The sequence below is a fragment of the Shewanella sp. NIFS-20-20 genome, assembly GCF_019209865.1.
GTDB lineage: Bacteria > Pseudomonadota > Gammaproteobacteria > Enterobacterales > Shewanellaceae > Shewanella.
Genome location: NZ_JAHUTT010000005.1, coordinates 68,060 through 86,043 on the forward strand (window position 1 = coordinate 68,060; position 17,984 = coordinate 86,043).

The window sequence follows — 17,984 nt, forward strand, 5'->3', positions numbered from 1 at the left end:
AGGCAGGGATTAGTCTAATATCGGTTGCCAATCTAGCCATTGTGGCTGCGCTTTATCGTATAACAGCAGGCTAGCACCTTGAGATAATTGGTTCGTGGTGTCAGTTTTATTCTCAGTCACTAACGCTATCCCCCCTGCAATCAATGATTCTAGAGATGAGGTTTCAATTTCGGCACCAGAAAATAAACCAAACTCCATATTGAAACCTGAAATATCAAAGAAGCGACTTGATTGATTGACTAATTGTCGATATTCAGGATTGATTTCAATGAAAATATTAACGTTTTGGCCGTTAGCTGCCAGTTCAAAGCCAGCGACTTGGCCGATAGCTAGGCCACGATAAAATATGCCGGAACCTTGATTAATCGAGCCAAGATGTTGGCGAACTAAGGTGAGCTGCAGTGAGCCATCAGGGCTGTTGGCATATACCTTACTTTGCGTTTTGCCAACGAAATGATCCACCGCTTGAGGATCATTACCTGGGGTGACACTGATATAGGGGCCGGTGATCAAGGTCTCAGGGGCTTTAATGCCTCGTAATGAAATTTGCGCATCGACAATCACATATTGACTATTGACGGTAACAAATTGCTCAGCATACTTGCCATCAAGGTACACATTGGCAGTAATTGACGCGAGATCTTGACTCAGTTCCACACTGGCCACGGTACCGACACGGTAGCCTTGATAACGGACATCGGCCCCCGCCTTTAAACTGACACTGGCTGGAAAGCTGACGCGAACGGATTCGACTTGTGCCATAGCTAAGTCACGGTTGGGATAAAGGGTTAATTGCGTATTGAGCCGAGGTTGATTGAGTAAGCCTAAGGACAGGCTGCCCTCCAACAGTCCGCCTAATGGCGCCACGTCTAACGTCACACCTTGAAGGTTGGCGGCGACTTGCACGGCGCTATTTTGCCAAAACACGGTTTGTTCATTAACGAGTTGGGCAAACTTGTGCTGGATCCCCAAACTGATAGTGAATGTGTCATCGGCTTGCCAATCAATGGCCGTGACTTCGCCAATGGCCATTTTCTTATACAAGACTTGACTGCCAATACTTAAGCCGGCGGCGTTGTCAGCCACTAAATTAACCTGTAATTCGCTGGCGCGTTGTTGGGCTTGGTTGGCCAAATCTTCGCTGGGGTAGATCTTGATAGACTGCCCCGCACTGAGGGGCTTACCGCTGCGCTCACCCACTAATTCAAGTGCACCAGTCAATGCGGATTTGATGTCACCGGTTTGAACCTGAATACCGCTTAAAGAGGCTTCAACTGCCACTAAGGGCTGCGGAATAATATAACTGCGTTGGGTGAGTAAAGAGACAAATTCTGGCTTGATACTCAATTGATAGTTCACTTGGCTGAAGTCATCACTGAGTTCAATGGTATCGACTTGACCTATGGTGAAACGCTTGTATTGCAAAGGGGCACCAACACTGATATTGAGGTTCTGTTGGCTACTGGCATTAAAGCTAATATCTGCACTGGACTCGGAGGTCGGGGGTTGCAAGAGTAGAGGGAAGTGCAGTGCGGGTTGACTGGCTCTGGCGATATCCTCAGGCTGATTGGTTGGCACTAAAATGATGTTGTCACCGGTGATCAACCGCGCCGCATGCTTGATCCCCTCAAATGATAATTCGGGCCCCGCCAAATAAAACTGACTATCAGTGCCAAGTAAGTGCTGGTAGTCAGAATAAATACGTGCATGCAGTCGAATGCCGTCATTGACTAATTGCCGACTGACAATATCGCCGACTGCCAGCCCGAGATATTGGATGACAGTGCCGTTATGAACACGGTTGGCATCGGCAATGTCTAAGGTGAAATCTATCCCGCCACGGGCGCTATCTTCCGAGGGATATAAGGTGAAGTTATGTGTATCTGTGACACTGTCTTCATGCCCGCTACTGAAACTGACACCGCCAGCGAGAATGGCGGCAATACTTTCACTTTGAACCTTAATACCCGATAGCGAGGCATCGACACTGATCCCCGATACGTCCCAGAAGCGCGAGTCTGATTTCACTAAATCGGCGTATTTTTCCTTAATGAAAATGGTGAATGACAATTTATCAGATTCGAGCAATCGATAGCTAACAACACTTCCCACAGGAATTTGGCGATAGAACACAAAGGAGCCCACATCCAGTGAACCTAAGTTTTCGGCAATTAAGTTGACCAGCTTTCCTTTTTTGCCGGGTAAGATAGGGGGGGCCTCAGACAGCGCAGTAAAATGGGTTTCGGTATTACCTTTGCCTGGTAAAATGGCAATGTAATTTCCCGAAAATAAGGTGTCTAACCCTTCAATCCCTGTGATTGAGGCTTTAGGTTTTACTAACCAAAAATCGGTGCCCTTGGTGAGAAAAGGTTCAGAGCGGTAATCCATTAACACAGTGACATCGACACCTTGTAGCTCTTTGTCGATGGCTATATCGGTGACTTTACCCACGGTTAAACCTTCATATCTCACTAAGGTTTTACCAATATCGATACCGGTACCACTGGGAAAATGAATTTGAATTTCAACGCCGGATTGGCGAATACTTTGTACGCCTAACCAGGTCGCTAACGCCAAGGCCACTATCGGAAGTAACCAAATGGGTGAGAACAGCTTCTTTTTAACTATTTTTGGTGCTTGCACTTGGTTCATGGTGTATATCCAGTCGATCCCAGAGTAAACGAGTGTCTAAAACCTTGGCGGCCAGTTGAGTCAGCAAAATGACTAATGCAAAGGCCGTGGCGGCAGGGCCAGGTTGTGCATCCAGTAATTGCCCCATGTTAACCAAGGCTACGGTAAGCGAAATTACAAACAGATCCAACATAGACCAACGTCCGATCCATTCAATGATATGAAAGCCTTTCATCAGCACTGGCTTAGGTATCGGTAACCTTAGCGAAATGGCACTGAGGTATATGGCTAAACCGACAATTTTTAGCCAAGGTACCGCAATACTTGCAGTGAATACTATGATGGCGATTGGCCACATATCTTGTTGAATTAAATGTCTAATGCCGGTAAAAATGGTGTCGTAACTAATCCGTCCTTGGTTGGTTAATATGGTAATGGGGTAGATATTAGCAGGGACTAATAAAATGGCAGCAGTGATCAACAATGCCCAACTTTGTTGCAAGCTGGCATAGCGTCGCTGACTGAGAGTCGCACCGCAGCGTTGGCAGGTGCCATTACTCAGCCGATTACTTTTTTTGCAGACATGGCATAGGCATAAATCAAGATCCTTCCCCTGCACATCATGCTTCATCTAAGTAACTCCACATGTGTTCAAGGTCGTACTCTCGCATTAAAAACAACACAGAAAGAAACAACATAGTAAAACAAAAGGTACCTAAATCGAAGTGAATGTCTGCAAAATCAGATAATTGAAATGCAGTCACTAAAAAACTGATCACATAAATTTCAAGCATGCTGAGTTGTGATAACAGGCTTTGCTGCTTGAGTAATATTTTGAGTGTAGAGCGACCAAGACGACTATTAAGGCCTAATTTAACAATAATGATTTGAATTAGGATTGACACTATCAGCAATCCTGGACCCAACACGGCCGCGATGATTACCGCAGCACCAACGATAGGGAAGCCCTGCGATGCAACAGCATAAGCCCCCTCTATCACAGTGGTGGTTCTAAACGAGCCTAAAAATTGTAGCTCTAATACCGGTAATAGATTGGCTGGCCAAAATAAAATCAATGCCGTAATGCATAAGGCTAGCATGCCATTGATTGAACAATAAGGCGTGTCATAAAGGGCGGTATGGCAGCGGGGACATAAGGCTCTGACATTGACAGGCAATGCCCGCTTTATCACCACTAAATCACACGCATGGCATAGCACGGTCGTATCAGACTGGCGTCGGACCCTAGGGGAAATATTCTGGGCGTTGTCAGGTGCTGAGTTATCCATAGTGTATTTGCTTTGGTTTCGATGCTGAAGACATAGCTAATCTATGAATTATGTCAGGAATTTAAGTATTTGGCTTAAAAATATTATCGACGGTGTTGAATACAAGCACTCTCTGTGAGATGCTGCGCACTGTATAAATAAACAGTGAGGGTGTTTCGTGGCAGTGATTATGCAGTTTGTCGTGGTCAGAGAAGGGGTAGAAAAAATGACATTCACATCAAAAAAGGAAGCCGATGCTTACGACAAGATGTTGGATATCACCGATCTACTGAATCGCTTTATCGATAAGGCTGAGCTTGATCTCAGCGAAGAGGTGACTGAAAAATTATCATTTTACCTTGCTACCCATAAAGATGAAGTCAGTGGCATACTGAAAGGCATCAGTCCGACTGCCAGTCAGCCCGCCAAAAAGAATAAAGCAAAAACATCCAAAGTAAGCACTGATGTTTAAGTGAGCTAACAGGCACATAACTCGTTACAAATTAACAAGGTGAGATATGGAATCCATTTGTTATACCAGTTTAAATCGTCAATTTGCCGCTTTAATAGAAGGTGAAGGCGATGTTATCGCTTGTTTAGCCAACATGTCTGCGTTTCTGAACGAACATGTGCCGAATATCAATTGGGTTGGTTTTTATTTGCGTCAAGGCGATCAATTAGTCCTTGGCCCATTTCAAGGTAAAGTTGCATGCACTCGGATCCCCTGGGGCCAAGGAGTGTGCGGAACTGCAGCCGCGTTAGATACAGTGCAGCGTGTTGCCAATGTCCATGATTTTAGTGGGCATATCAGTTGTGATAGTGCCAGTAATGCTGAAATTGTCTTGCCTGTGCATTATCAGCAAGCCGTGTTTGCGGTGCTGGATATTGATAGCCCAGTGTTTGATCGTTTTAGTGAAGATGATCAGCTAGGCTTAAGCTTATTAGTCAAAACCCTTGAGCAACATCTGAATATTTCACCTATTTGATGGTTCTCTGACCGCTTTAGGGTAAATCAGGGTCGCTTTCGCTGGTATCCGCTTTATAATAGGCAGCAGCAATGGCGGAGTATGGTCAGTATTTGATGTTGATGATCTCGCCCATGAATCAATTGCGCTTGAGTATTCTCACAAATTTGAGGTAACTTGAGTTCAAGTATTTGATATTGAATGTATGGCGTTTGGCTTTTAGCCTAACATAAGATGAACAACCCGCTCGCAACATGCGAACTCGGGGTCCTTAATAAAATCGTGGAAGTAATGATGGAATCAACAGATAAGTTGACCGACACCAATGCCATTTTGGCGTATTTATATGAAACATTCCCTTTGTGCTTTATCGCCGAGGGTGAAGCTAAGCCTCTAAAAATCGGATTGTTTCAAGATTTGGCAGAAAGGTTGGCTGATGATTCTAAAGTCAGTAAAACACAGTTAAGGGCGGCATTGAGACGCTATACTAGTAGCTGGCGTTACCTGAAATCTATCAAGTTAGGTGCTGTACGTGTCGATTTAGATGGCAATGCTTGTGGTGAGTTAGAGCAGGAACATATCGATCATGCTCAAACGACCTTAAAAGAAAGTCAAGAACGTGCTAAAGAAAAGCGTCAAGCACAAGCTAAAGCTAAGAAAGAAGAAGCTAAGCCTGCGCGCAAGCCAAAACCAAAAATGGCTAAACCAGCGGCGAAATCAGCCAATGACAAGCCAAAAATTGAGCGCCCTGCCAAGGTTGAAAAACCATTTGTGCCAGCTCAATTAAGCGAGTTGAAACCAAAACAGCGAGTGAGTGTCAAACTTGGTAAGATCCCAGTTGCTGGGGTTATCATTGATATCAATAAACAGGATGTACAAGTTCAGTTGGACTCTGGGATGACCATTAAGGTTCGATCTGAACACGTGTCGCTGTAATTAAAAGTTTAAGGAGTAACTTGTTGATGCGAAAAATGACTCTAGCGGCGTCGATTGCCACTGCGTTTATCGGTTTTTCGACCTGGGCGATAACCCCAGTAATTAAAGTCAGCGAGTTACCCCAACTCGAACAAGAGCCACAGCATAAAGTCGCCAGTAAACGGGTGACAGATTTATACAGTCGTTCCCATTATCATCGCTTTGAACTCGATAATGCTTTTTCCGAGCAAATCTTTGACCGTTACCTGAAACAATTAGATTTTGGCCATAACGTGTTATTGCAAAGTGATGTCGATAGTTTTGCTCAATACCAGCAAAATTTTGATGATATGTTGATAAGCGGCGATCTGCAGGGGGCATTCAATATGTACTCTGTGGCCCAACAACGACGCTATGAACGTTTTGTCTATGCGTTATCTCTGCTCGATACTGAAATGAAATTCGATGTTCCCGGCGATAGCTATCTTTATGATCGTGAAGACGCGCCTTGGGCCAAAAATCAACAAGAATTAAATGAATTATGGCGTCAGCGTGTTAAATACGATGCACTCAATTTAAAGCTCACCGGTAAGAATTGGGATGAGATTGTTGAGGTGCTGTCTAAACGTTATAACAATGCGATTAAACGCTTATCTCAAACCCAAAGCGAAGATGTATTCCAAGGCGTTATGAACGCTTTTTCTCGCTCGGTTGAACCACACACCAGTTACCTTTCGCCACGCAACGCCGAACGTTTCCAGATGGAAATGAACTTAAGCCTTGAGGGTATCGGTGCGGTGCTGCAAATGACCGATGACTATACCGTTATTAAATCCTTGGTGGCCGGTGGCCCTGCAGACAGTAGTGAAAAATTATCGCCTGAAGATAAAATTGTCGGGGTAGGGCAAGAAGGCGAAGAGATTGTTGATGTCATAGGTTGGCGTTTAGACGATGTGGTTGAACTGATCAAAGGGCCGAAAGGCTCTAAAGTAAAATTACAGATTCTACCAAATAAAGGTGGCTCGAATGCCAAACCTTTTGAAATTACCATAGTGCGTGACAAGGTGCGTTTAGAAGACCGCGCTGCGTCGTCAGAAGTGATAGAGCCAACCGATGGCCCGTTTGCCAATCGTAAAGTCGGTGTGATTGCCATTCCGGGCTTTTACATGAATCTATCTCAAGACGTTGCCAAAGAATTACAAAGCTTAAAAGCGCAGAACGTTGAAGGTGTCATCATTGATTTACGTGGTAATGGCGGTGGTGCTTTGACCGAAGCGACGCTATTAACGGGGTTGTTTATTGATATGGGGCCGGTTGTCCAAATTCGCGATGCTAATGGTAAAGTTAGCCAGAACCGCGATACGGATGGCAAAACCTACTACGATGGTCCCTTGACTGTGATGGTTGATAGATACAGCGCTTCGGCCTCGGAAATTTTTGCGGCGGCATTACAAGATTATGGCCGTGCGTTAATTGTTGGTGAATCAACCTTTGGTAAAGGCACAGTACAACAGCATAAGAGCTTAGGTCGTATTTACGATTTGTATGAGAAACCTGTAGGGCATGTGCAATACACCATTGCTAAGTTTTATCGCATTAATGGTGGTAGCACCCAGTTAAAAGGGGTCACTCCTCACATTGCTTTCCCATCGGCGCTGGCACCTGGAGAGTACGGCGAAGCTGAGGAAGATAATGCTTTACCATGGGACAGTGTTCCGGTGGCGCACTATGCCAGCTTTAATCAAGTGTCACCTACGCTGATCTCAACCTTAGATACTCGTCACCAGCAACGGATCAGCAAGGATCCTGAGTTCGGCTATATCTATGAAGATATTGCCGACTTTAAAGCACACCATGATGAGAAAACCGTCTCCTTGGTAGAGAGTGAGCGTATTGCCGCTCGTGAAAAAGATGATCAGAAATCGCTGTCGCGCATTAATGCTCGCCGTCAGTTACAAGGGCTAGAGGTAATTGCTAGCCTTGATGATGACGAAGAAGATAGTCAGGATTTACCCGATGCATTCCTCGATGAAACCGTATTGATTACATTAGATATGGTGGATGCTGAGCGCCTTGCAAAACGGGCCAGCAATTGAAATAATTAACAGCAGAAAACGCGCTATCGGCGCGTTTTTTTTATGGTTTAAAAGAAGGGATACTTATGTCTCAAGCACAAGCTAAATACCTTAAAGATTATCAAACCCCCGATTTTACGATCACACACCTTGATCTCGATATTTATCTTGATGGCGACAAGACTCAAGTCGTTGCCACCAGTCAGGTCGTTCGCAAAAATCCCAACGCCATGGAATTAATCCTAGACGGTGAAGGGTTAACATTAGTTGAAGTCAGTTGTAATGGGCAAAGCATTGATTATCAAGCAGCTGATAATCAGTTACGTTTGTCTACCGATTTAGCCGAATTTACCCTCAAGGTAGTGACTAAACTCGATCCTGAGAGTAATTCCAGTCTTGAAGGTTTGTATTTGTCTGATGGTGCTTATTGTACTCAGTGTGAGGCCGAAGGCTTTCGACGAATAACTTACTTCCTTGATCGTCCCGATGTCTTGGCCCGTTATGATGTCCGTATCGACGCGCCGCAATCACTGCCCTACCTTTTGAGTAACGGTAACTTACTGGAAAAGGGACAATTAGCAAATGGACGTCATTTTGCTAAATGGCAAGACCCGTTCCCAAAACCTAGCTATTTATTCGCGTTAGTGGCGGGTGACTTTGATTTACTCGAGGATAAGTTTGTCACTAAGAGCGGCCGCAATGTGGTATTGCAAGTGTTTGTTGATAAAGGTAATTTACATAAAGCAGAGCATGCCATGACCTCGTTGAAAAAATCGATGGCATGGGATGAGCAGCGCTTTAACCTCGAATATGATTTAGACATATATATGATAGTCGCGGTCGACTTCTTTAATATGGGCGCCATGGAAAATAAAGGCCTGAATGTCTTTAATACCAAATACGTGCTTGCTGATAATAATACTGCCACTGATGATGATTACCATGGTATCGAGTCGGTGGTAGGGCATGAATATTTCCATAACTGGACCGGTAATCGTGTGACCTGTCGAGATTGGTTTCAATTAAGCTTGAAAGAAGGCTTAACGGTATTTAGAGATCAGGAGTTTAGCTCTGATATAGGCAGTCGACCGGTGAATCGAATCCATGCCATTCGGGTCATTAAAAATCAGCAATTTGCCGAAGATGCCGGCCCTATGTCCCATCCAATCCGTCCCGATTCAGTGATTGAGATGAATAATTTTTATACGGTGACTGTGTACAATAAAGGCGCCGAAGTGATCCGTATGATGCATACCTTATTAGGTGAGCAACATTTCCAAGCCGGAATGGCGTTGTATGTTGAACGCTTCGATGGTCAAGCGGTGACTTGTGATGATTTTGTGGGCGCCATGAGTGACGCCTCTGGCATTGATTTGACCCAATTTAGCGCTTGGTACCGCCAAGCGGGGACGCCGTTACTGCAAGTGAGTGACAGTTATTGTGCGAAGTCACACACCTATCGTTTAGACATTCAGCAATCGATCCCAAATCAAGCGCAAGCAGAAGTGCTGCATATTCCTTTTTCGCTTGAATTGCTCGATGCTGAAGGTAAATCCTTGGTTAACACTGTGCTTGATATTAAACAAGCACAACAATCTTTTGAATTTACTGAGATCAGTGCGCCGCCAGTGGCTTCGTTGTTACAAGACTTTTCTGCCCCGGTTCGTCTAGAGTATCAATACACTAATGCGCAATTGGCACACCTATTGATGCATGCTTCAAGTCAGGTAGCCCGCTGGGAAGCCTCGGTGACCATGTTTAGCCGCGCGATTTGGGATAATGTTGATCGCCTCGCTAATCAACAGCCGATGAGTTTAGAGTCGCAAGTGTGTGATGCCTTGAGAGGCGTTATTTTAGATCAAGATATCGATGCGGCATTATTGGCAGAAATCCTCAATTTCCCCAGCTTGAATGTGTTGATTGAACAAGTTGAAAGCGTCAATTTAGAGCACTTGATAGCGGCACGATTCTTTGTATTAGAACAATTGATTATTGCTCTGGAAGATGAATTGTTAGCCTGTATGCGCGCGGCGAGTTTTAATGATACCCCAGGGGCGCGAGCCCTTAAGAATGCCTGTTTATTGCACTTAGCCAAGTTTAGCGATGACGCAGAATTACTCGTTGAAAGTCAATATCAGCAAGCGGCGTCGATGACTGATACATTAGGTGCGTTAACGGCGGCCAACCAAGCTGAACTCGACTGTCGTCATGCGTTAATGTGTGATTTTGAGAGCAAATGGAAAGAAACCCCCTTAGTGATGGATAAGTGGTTTATGTTACAAGCCACCAACCCATCGGATCAGGTCATAAGCCAATTACAGGGCTTGCTAAGCCACCAGGCATTTAGCATCAATAACCCCAATCGTGTTCGTTCATTGATAGGCACGTTTGCCGCAGCAAATACTGAACGTTTTCACGCGGCTGATGGCAGTGGTTATCAATTTTTGACTGAGCAATTGGTTAAATTGGATAAAATCAATCCGCAAACGGCCGCCCGTTTGATCACACCGCTCATTCAGTATGCCCGTTTTGATAGCCGGCGTCAGCAACTCATCCGTGCTTGTTTAACTGAGTTATCAAGATTGCCTGAATTATCGAGAGATCTATTTGAGAAAATATCACGAGCACTCGATGCCTAGCTCGGAAGCGTGTTCATGACGTTGCGAGTATTTCGGTTTTCTATACAATTAAATTACGGTGAGTTTTTGCCTTATTATCAAGGAGAAATAAACCGAGTAGAGGTGAGAAGCCATCAAGGACAAGTACTCTGGGTTCATGCTCGCCACTTGCGACGTTTTTTGACGAGCAATGGCATTCGTGGGACATTTGAGATTCAGATTGACGAAAATGGTCGTTTGCTTAGCCTTAACAAGCTTTGTTAAAGATTGACATAAAAGCCTGCTTGCAGGCTTTTTTATGATTAATCGAAGACATTAAATAAGTTTAGAGTTTTTACTTCAAACAAGTGATTCAAATATCCCTTGTGTTTAACCTGACTATATTTCATTTAAGTCATTGTTATTAATTGGATAAATTATATAATCATTGGTTTTGGCTTGATTTACCGCTCCGCTTTCAAATCCTAGTAACGAATTCACTGTCTACATTTGCCATAAGTCCTCAATTCTATTTGTAATTTTTACCTTATTGACCTTGCTCATGGTGTACAAATCCTGTAACAATGATGTTACCTGTAAGCTAACATTATGTTGGTTTCCAAATTCCTATAACAAAGAATCAAGCAGGTTATGGAGAGAAGCGAGATGAGAACAATGATGGGTGGATTCAACAAGACGGCGCTGGCTTTGGGGATAGCGTCTGCATTGACTCTTGGTGTCAGTAGCCAGGCCAATGCATTTTCATTTGATTGGGGTGAAGTCAAAGGGACATTTGACTCAACTTGGACTGTCGGTGCTAGCTGGCGTGTAGAGGATAGAAACTGGGATTTAATCGGTAAGGTTAACCATCCAGAATTCAATTGGAATGGTTATTCTGCATTTGGCAATACCCTCTATCCTGCGCAACAGATTTGGGCTCAACCAGGCTCTTATTCTAGTAATAATGACCTAAGCAATTTGTTGTATGCCAAAGGAGATACCACCTCTGAAATTGTAAAAGGGCTACATGAATTATCGTTAAACTACGAAAACTACGGCCTATTTGTGCGTGGTATGTACTTTTACGATAACAAAAAAGAACAAGGCGATTTTGGTTACTCCAACCCGCTGACGGGTCAAAGCTTCGATCCCTGTGAAGATAAAAAAGCGTCTGAAGTAATTTGTAAAGATATCCGCTTGTTAGATGCGTTTGTTTATGCTGACTTTGATTTTAACGACGGCCAAAACCCTCTGTCAGTACGTGTGGGTAACCAAGTGGTGTCTTGGGGTGAAAGCACCCTGATTGCACATGGTATTGGGGTGATTAACCCTGTGGATTTAAATATCCTAAATGCACCTGGCGCTGAATTGAAAGAAGCATTCCGTCCACAAGGGATGGTATGGGCCTCACTGGGCGTGACCGATAATTTATCCGTTGAAGCCTTTTATCAATACGAGTGGAAATCAATTTGGGTACCACCACCAGGGTCATTCTTCTCAACCACAGATTTCGCCGGTTTCGGCGGCTACTCGCAAAATGCACAGTTGGGATTTAATGCTAACCCTGACATGAATCTCGACTTTCTGATAAGCGAGTACAACAAACTTGGAGCCATGCTTGCGTCTGGGCAAACGATCCCAACCGAGCAATTGGTAGCCTTAGCCTTAGCTTATCCAACGAAAGCGACTTTAGTTTACGATGAGCAATCAGCCTCTGATGATGGTCAGTATGGTGTTAAGTTAGGCTATTATGCCCCTGAGCTTGCTGAAACTGAATTTGGTTTATATTTCATTAATTATCATAGTCGCCGCCCGCTGATCAGTGGTACCGCCTCCAACTTTACCACTGGCGCTTTATTGCAAGATTTGGCTGTGATTGGTCGTTCTGCTGGCGAAATGGATCGCGAGACTATGTTGAGTCTGCAATCGTTCTCTAAGGCTCAGGTCGTCTATCCTGAAGACATCAAACTGTATGGTTTCAGCTTTAACACCTTGCTGGGTGATACGTCAGTGGCGGGTGAAATTGCTCATCGTCAAGACGAACCATTACAGATTGATGACGTCGAGCTCTTGTTTGCTGCCATGCCGCAACAGTTAGCGAATGCTGGTTTCCGTCCTGATCTAGATGGCATCTCTCAATACCCTGTGGTTGATCCTGGATCTCATGCCGAAGGCTACATTTTACGTGATACGACTCAAGCCCAGATGACATTCACTCATTTGTTTGGTCCGGTACTTGGTACCGATAACCTGACCGCATTAGCCGAAGTCGGTGGGGTGTGGATCCACGATATGCCGGCTCATGATGTGTTACGTCTTAATGGCCCTGGCACCGCGCGCTCAGGGGGAAATCCTAACATGCCCGGTATTATCCAAGCCTTGCATAATGGCCCTGAAACTAACCCGTTCCCAACAGCTCATGCTTGGGGATACCGTTTAGTGGGTAAGGCTGATTTCTTTAACGTGTTTGCCGGTGTTAACGTGTCTACTCGTGCCATTTTCTCTCACGATGTCGATGGTATCACGCCTGATCCTATGTTCTTGTTTACTGAAGGTAGAAAGGCTGCTGCGCTTGGAGTCAATTTTGATTATCAAAATAAATGGAGTGCTGATTTCTCATATAACGCCTTCTTTGGTGGCGTAGGCACGACTAACTTGATGGAAGACCGAGATTACGTCTCGTTTAACCTTAAATACTCAATCTAAAAGGGACAATAATAATGAAAAGAGTAACGCTATTATCTGTCGCAGTCCTAGTCGGTCTGGGGATGTCTTCAGCACATGCTAAAGTGTCAGAGGCGGACGCGGCTAAGCTGGGTAAAGAATTAACCCCCATGGGCGCCGAGCGTGCTGGTAATGCTGATGGGTCTATTCCCGCGTGGGACGGTGGGATCAGCAAGCCTATTCCTGGCTACACTAAGGGCGACCATCATCAGAATCCCTTTGCAAGTGACAAAATTTTATATACCGTCACTAATGCCAATAAAGAGACTTATAAGGACATCTTAACGCCGGGCGAAATCAAGATGCTCGAGTTGTATCCTGATACCTTTAAAATGAATGTGTATCCTACTCGCCGCAGTGCTGCTTTTCCTCAATACGTCTATGACGCGACCTTGGCTAATGCCGTGGGTGCGGAATTGATCAGTGGCGGCAATGGGATTAAGGGCGCTGCTATCGGTGTGCCATTCCCAATCCCAGCCAATGGTTTGGAAGTCATTTGGAATCACATCACCCGTTTTCGTGGGGTTGATGCAACCACTGAGCGTAACCAAGCCGCTCCGACGAAAGGGGGGAGTTTCTCTTTGGTTGAGTTAAGTGAAGAATTGAGTTTCCAATATTCTCGTCCTGATATGACGGCGGCTCAGTTAGCTGATAGCAACACCTTGTTTTACTACAAGCAGGTGGTGAGTCAGCCGGCGCGATTAGCAGGTACGGCGTTATTGGTTAAAGAAACCATGGATCAAGAAGCGCTGCCGCGTCAGGCTTGGACCTATAACACCGGCCAACGTCGCGTCCGTAAAGCGCCTAATGTGTCTTTTGACACACCGGGTACCGTGTCGGATGGTTTACGTACCACCGATGACTATGACATGTTTAACGGTTCTCCTTCACGCTATAACTGGGAGCTAGTGGGTAAAAAGGAAATTTTAATTCCTTATAATGACTATCTACTGCACTCAGATAAACTCAAATATAACGATATCCTCACCCCAGGACATGTTAATCCTGAGTATGTGCGTTGGGAAAAACACCGCGTTTGGGAAGTAAAAGCCACTCTCAAAGATGGCATGCGTCATGTGTACAAGACCCGAGTTTTCTATATCGATGAAGATTCATGGCAGGTATCGGCCACGGATATGTACGATAACCGGGATGAATTGTATCGTGTGGCCTTTGCCCATGGTTTGAATTATTACGAAGTGCCTACCCATTGGAGTACGTTGGAAGTGTTCCATGATCTGCAAAGCCGTCGTTATCTTGCTATCGGCTTAGATAATGAAGGTGGTATGTATGATTTTGGTGTGACCTTATCAGAATCAAACTTCACTCCCGATGCGTTACGCCGCTCTGGTATTCGTTAACTCTTCATTTGTAGGGGGCGCAAGCCCCCACTTTCACAGGAAGTTTGTATGTCGTATCACACGCTTCGCTCGAGTTTTCCTCTCGCTAGTTTGTTTATTTGGCTATCGCTCACCAGCCTGGCCAGTTACGCGCTTGATAGTGAGATAACTTCCGGATTGCGAACTCAGTTACAACCCTTGTCAGATCGTTCCTCGTTGCTTGATATTACCAACGCTGGCGACACACTCGTGGCCGTGGGTGAACGTGGTCATGTGCTGGTGCTAGATGAATCATGGCAGCAAGCATCGACGCCGACCAATACCTTACTTACTAAAGTGTTTTTTGTGTCTGATGCGTTAGGCTGGGCCGTCGGTCACGATGCCACGATCCTTCACACGCAAGATGGCGGTCATCATTGGCAAGTACAACGTGAGTCGAAAGAGCAAGAAGTTCCCTTCTTAGATGTGTTGTTTTTTGACGAAGCACAAGGCATTGCTGTTGGTGCTTATGGTCTTTTTTATCGTACCTCAGATGGCGGTAATACATGGAATAGTGAGTTTCATCAGGAATTATTATTACCTGAAGACAGGGATTACCTGTTGGAATTGCAAGCCTCTGAGCCCGAATTATACGAGCAAGAAAAAACCTATATGTTGCCGCATTTTAATCGGGTTATCCAACTGAGCGATCAGCGATTACTCTTGTTGGGTGAACGAGGTTTAGTGGCGGTCAGTAATGATAAAGGCCAACATTTTACGCCATTAGATTTAGGTTATGACGGCTCAATGTTCGCAGCGGCAGAACTTAATGGCCACATTTATGTTGGTGGCTTACGTGGAAATATGTTCCAAACCGATCTGGATTTGGCGCACTGGCAACCCCTCCCATTGCCGATTACTTCTAGCATTAATGGCCTAGTGTCTGATGATAAAGCCGGCCTTTACGTTACCGCTAATGCTGGTAATTTAGTGTATCTAGCCCCAGATTCGCAGTTACATTTGTTGCCCGGTAGACAAGGCGAGAATTTGGTTGATATGGCTCAAGATGGCCAAGGTCAATTTTGGCTAGTGGGTAGTGGTGGTGTGGTTAAGACTGCTGCCAAATAGTGGGTTACATGGATAGAACAATAATAATAGGGCCTCAACGATGTTAGATAAATTGGTCAATAGCATAGAGTCATTTTTATTTAGAAACCGCATTGCGGTGATCCTAATATTTGCCTTAGCAACCTTGTTTTTAGGTTATCAAGCCACCCAGCTTAAAATGGATGCGGCGTTTGCCAAAAACATTCCATTAAAACATCCTTATATGCAAACCTACTTGGAACATCAAAAGGATTTTGGTGGTGCCAATGGCATAATGGTGGCTGTTGCTGATCGTGACGGCTCCATATTTAATCCGGTATTTTTTGATACCTTAAAACAGGTGCATGACCAACTGTTTTTCATCCCTGGGGTTGATAGATCACAGGTGAAATCCCTATTTTCGCCATCGACGCGATTTACCGATGTGGTAGAAGACGGTTTCGCTGGTGGCCCTGTTATTCCTGCTAATTATGTCAATGACGCCCAAGGCCTCGAAGTGGTGCGGAATAACATTGAAAAAGCAGGTATCGTCGGCCGCATGATCGCCAAAGACTATAGCGCCGCGATGGTCACGGCACAATTAATGGATTTTGATCCGCAAACAGGCGAGCCGTTAGATACCTTAGCCTTTGCCACTAAGCTTGAAACCGAACTGAGAGGCAAGTTTGAAAATCAAGACATTAGCATTCATATCATTGGTTTCTCTAAGATGGCCGGTGATGTTGCCGATGGCGCTAAAGGGGTATTGTTGTTTTTCTTGATAGCCATTGCCATCACCGCCTTGATGGTGGGCTTGTTCTCGCGCTCAGCTATCTTAACCGTGTTGCCCTTAGTTTGTAGCTTAATTGCTGTGGTGTGGCAATTAGGCTTACTGACAGTGGTCGGTTTCGGCTTAGATCCCATGTCAATCTTAGTGCCGTTTTTGGTGTTTGCTATCGGTGTCAGCCATGGCGTGCAAATGATAAATGCCGTGCGTAGCCGGGTTAATGAGGGCGTCAGTACTAAAATGGCGGCAACCTTAGCATTCCGAAGCTTACTGGTGCCGGGCGGTGTTGCCTTGTTGTCAGATACTGTGGGCTTTATGACGCTTCTGGCCATTGATATTGGCATTATTCGCGAGTTAGCGATTTCCGCATCGCTTGGGGTGGCGGTAATTATCTTCACCAATTTGGTGTTATTGCCCTTGTTAATTTCATTGTTTGAGTTAAAGCCGAGTATCAAAACCAACAAGAGTGCTCAAGATGATACTGCCGCGGCTGCGATTTGGTACAAGCTATCGGTATTTGCGACACCAAAAGTGGGTTTGGTGGTTGTGATTGCGACCATGGCACTGTATTGGGTTGGTTTTGATTATGCCAGCAAAATGAAAATTGGCGATCTGCATGCCGGGGCGCCTGCGCTGCACCAAGACTCTCGTTATAATCAAGATACCTTTTTTATCACGGATCATTTTAGTGTCACCACCGACGTGATGACCGTGATCGTCGAAGCCTTTCCTGAAGCCTGTACCTACCATGACGTCTTATCACAAATTGATAATTTTGAATGGTTTGCAGCCAACACTCCGGGCGTTGACTCTACGGTCTCTCTCGCCAAGATAGCCAAGCAGGTCAATGCCGGCTTTAATGAAGGGAATGCCAGATGGCAAGTGTTGCCGCGAACGACGGCCAGCTTAGTACAAGCGGTAGGGCAAGTGCCTTCGTCTTCGGGCCTGCTTAATAGCGACTGTTCTGTGATGCCTGTGTATTTATTTTTAAATGACCATAAAGCAGAAACCATTGAAGTGGTTGTCGATAAAGTAAAAGCATTAGCCGAGCAGATGAACACCGATAAGCTAACGTTCCGCTTAGCTTCGGGTCCGGTTGGGGTGATGGCGGCAACGAACGAAGCGGTATCAGCAGCGCAAATTCCGATGATGATTTATGTGTATGCCGCAGTATTCATTTTATGCTTACTCAGCTTTAAGTCATTAAAGGCGACTATCGCAGTTATTTTGCCGCTTTATGTCGTATCAACGTTAGCCCAAGCTCTAATGACGAAACTCGATATAGGGTTAGCTGTGAGTACCTTACCTGTGATTGCCTTAGGGGTGGGAATTGGCGTTGATTATGGCATTTATATTTTATCCACGATGTCGGCTAAACTTCGTGCGGGCATGCCGGTTCGTCAAGCTTACTACGAAGCCTTGATAGAGCGGGGCAGTGCGGTAATCTTTACCGGCCTAACCTTGGCGATTGGGGTCAGTACTTGGGTGTTTTCTGCCCTTAAATTCCAAATGGACATGGGAATATTGCTGACCTTTATGTTCCTGGTAAATATGTTAGGTGCCATTATCATTTTACCGGCGTTGGCTGCGTTATTTTGGCGAACAAAAACGGCCTAA

The 17,984-nt window shown here is 45.1% G+C and carries 13 protein-coding genes; 10 read left to right on the top strand and 3 right to left on the bottom strand.

Annotated elements, in window-relative coordinates; translation table 11 throughout:
• Positions 1-9: 9 nt before the first annotated feature.
• The 3 genes from KU855_RS02810 to KU855_RS02820 are packed head-to-tail and all read right to left on the bottom strand — an operon-like array spanning position 10 to position 3,920.
• Positions 10-2,652 (bottom strand): PqiB family protein, encoded by a 2,643-nt coding sequence (locus KU855_RS02810; RefSeq protein WP_218528830.1) that lies wholly within the window; start codon positions 2,650-2,652, stop codon positions 10-12.
• Positions 2,621-3,262 carry a paraquat-inducible protein A gene (locus KU855_RS02815; RefSeq protein ID WP_218528831.1) on the bottom strand — a complete coding sequence of 214 codons (642 nt, stop codon included), beginning with the start codon at positions 3,260-3,262 and terminating at the stop codon, positions 2,621-2,623. The genes KU855_RS02810 and KU855_RS02815 overlap by 32 nt, the downstream gene beginning before the upstream one ends.
• The gene (locus KU855_RS02820; RefSeq protein ID WP_218528832.1) at positions 3,252-3,920 is read right to left on the bottom strand and encodes a paraquat-inducible protein A; all 669 of its coding nucleotides are present in this window, start codon (positions 3,918-3,920) and stop codon (positions 3,252-3,254) included. Before KU855_RS02820 ends, KU855_RS02815 begins: the two co-directional genes overlap by 11 nt.
• 157 nt (positions 3,921-4,077) lie before the next feature.
• Here KU855_RS02820 and KU855_RS02825 point away from each other — a divergent pair, with 157 nt between their 5' ends.
• From KU855_RS02825 to KU855_RS02870, 10 genes are all read left to right on the top strand, one after another.
• Entirely contained in the window at positions 4,078-4,371 is a 294-nt protein-coding gene (locus KU855_RS02825; RefSeq protein ID WP_218528833.1) for a YebG family protein, read from the top strand.
• Between the two features lie 46 nt (positions 4,372-4,417).
• A complete protein-coding gene (locus tag KU855_RS02830; RefSeq protein WP_218528834.1) occupies positions 4,418-4,885 on the top strand; it encodes a GAF domain-containing protein in 468 nt (155 codons plus the stop codon).
• A gap of 273 nt (positions 4,886-5,158) precedes the next feature.
• Positions 5,159-5,800 (top strand): RNA chaperone ProQ, encoded by a 642-nt coding sequence (proQ, locus tag KU855_RS02835; RefSeq protein WP_218528872.1) that lies wholly within the window; start codon positions 5,159-5,161, stop codon positions 5,798-5,800.
• Positions 5,801-5,826: 26 nt separating this feature from the next.
• Positions 5,827-7,875 (top strand): carboxy terminal-processing peptidase, encoded by a 2,049-nt coding sequence (gene prc, locus KU855_RS02840; protein ID WP_218528835.1) that lies wholly within the window; start codon positions 5,827-5,829, stop codon positions 7,873-7,875.
• 65 nt (positions 7,876-7,940) lie between these two features.
• The gene (gene pepN / locus KU855_RS02845) at positions 7,941-10,493 is read left to right on the top strand and encodes an aminopeptidase N (protein WP_218528836.1); all 2,553 of its coding nucleotides are present in this window, start codon (positions 7,941-7,943) and stop codon (positions 10,491-10,493) included.
• Between the two features lie 15 nt (positions 10,494-10,508).
• Positions 10,509-10,736: a DUF2835 domain-containing protein gene (locus tag KU855_RS02850; RefSeq protein ID WP_218528837.1), complete on the top strand. Its 228-nt coding sequence runs from the start codon at positions 10,509-10,511 to the stop codon at positions 10,734-10,736.
• A 381-nt stretch (positions 10,737-11,117) separates the two neighbouring features.
• A complete protein-coding gene (locus tag KU855_RS02855) occupies positions 11,118-13,157 on the top strand; it encodes a DUF1302 domain-containing protein (protein WP_218528838.1) in 2,040 nt (679 codons plus the stop codon).
• 14 nt (positions 13,158-13,171) lie between these two features.
• The gene (locus KU855_RS02860; RefSeq protein WP_218528839.1) at positions 13,172-14,536 is read left to right on the top strand and encodes a DUF1329 domain-containing protein; all 1,365 of its coding nucleotides are present in this window, start codon (positions 13,172-13,174) and stop codon (positions 14,534-14,536) included.
• 48 nt (positions 14,537-14,584) lie between these two features.
• Positions 14,585-15,622, top strand: coding sequence for a YCF48-related protein (locus tag KU855_RS02865; RefSeq protein WP_218528840.1), 1,038 nt, complete (start codon positions 14,585-14,587; stop codon positions 15,620-15,622).
• A gap of 40 nt (positions 15,623-15,662) precedes the next feature.
• Complete coding sequence (locus tag KU855_RS02870) at positions 15,663-17,984, top strand: RND family transporter (RefSeq protein ID WP_218528841.1); 2,322 nt, start codon at positions 15,663-15,665, stop codon at positions 17,982-17,984.

Bases quoted from the DNA above. Each gene is read 5' to 3' on its own strand.
- KU855_RS02855 (WP_218528838.1), top strand. From the start codon at position 11,118: ATGAGAACAATGATGGGTGGATTCAACAAGACGGCGCTGGCTTTGGGG.
- KU855_RS02850 (WP_218528837.1), top strand. From the start codon at position 10,509: ATGACGTTGCGAGTATTTCGGTTTTCTATACAATTAAATTACGGTGAG.
- KU855_RS02815 (WP_218528831.1), bottom strand. From the start codon at position 3,262: ATGAAGCATGATGTGCAGGGGAAGGATCTTGATTTATGCCTATGCCAT.
- KU855_RS02865 (WP_218528840.1), top strand. From the start codon at position 14,585: ATGTCGTATCACACGCTTCGCTCGAGTTTTCCTCTCGCTAGTTTGTTT.
- pepN (WP_218528836.1), top strand. From the start codon at position 7,941: ATGTCTCAAGCACAAGCTAAATACCTTAAAGATTATCAAACCCCCGAT.
- KU855_RS02820 (WP_218528832.1), bottom strand. From the start codon at position 3,920: ATGGATAACTCAGCACCTGACAACGCCCAGAATATTTCCCCTAGGGTC.
- proQ (WP_218528872.1), top strand. From the start codon at position 5,159: ATGGAATCAACAGATAAGTTGACCGACACCAATGCCATTTTGGCGTAT.
- KU855_RS02830 (WP_218528834.1), top strand. From the start codon at position 4,418: ATGGAATCCATTTGTTATACCAGTTTAAATCGTCAATTTGCCGCTTTA.
- KU855_RS02810 (WP_218528830.1), bottom strand. From the start codon at position 2,652: ATGAACCAAGTGCAAGCACCAAAAATAGTTAAAAAGAAGCTGTTCTCA.
- KU855_RS02870 (WP_218528841.1), top strand. From the start codon at position 15,663: ATGTTAGATAAATTGGTCAATAGCATAGAGTCATTTTTATTTAGAAAC.
- prc (WP_218528835.1), top strand. From the start codon at position 5,827: ATGCGAAAAATGACTCTAGCGGCGTCGATTGCCACTGCGTTTATCGGT.
- KU855_RS02860 (WP_218528839.1), top strand. From the start codon at position 13,172: ATGAAAAGAGTAACGCTATTATCTGTCGCAGTCCTAGTCGGTCTGGGG.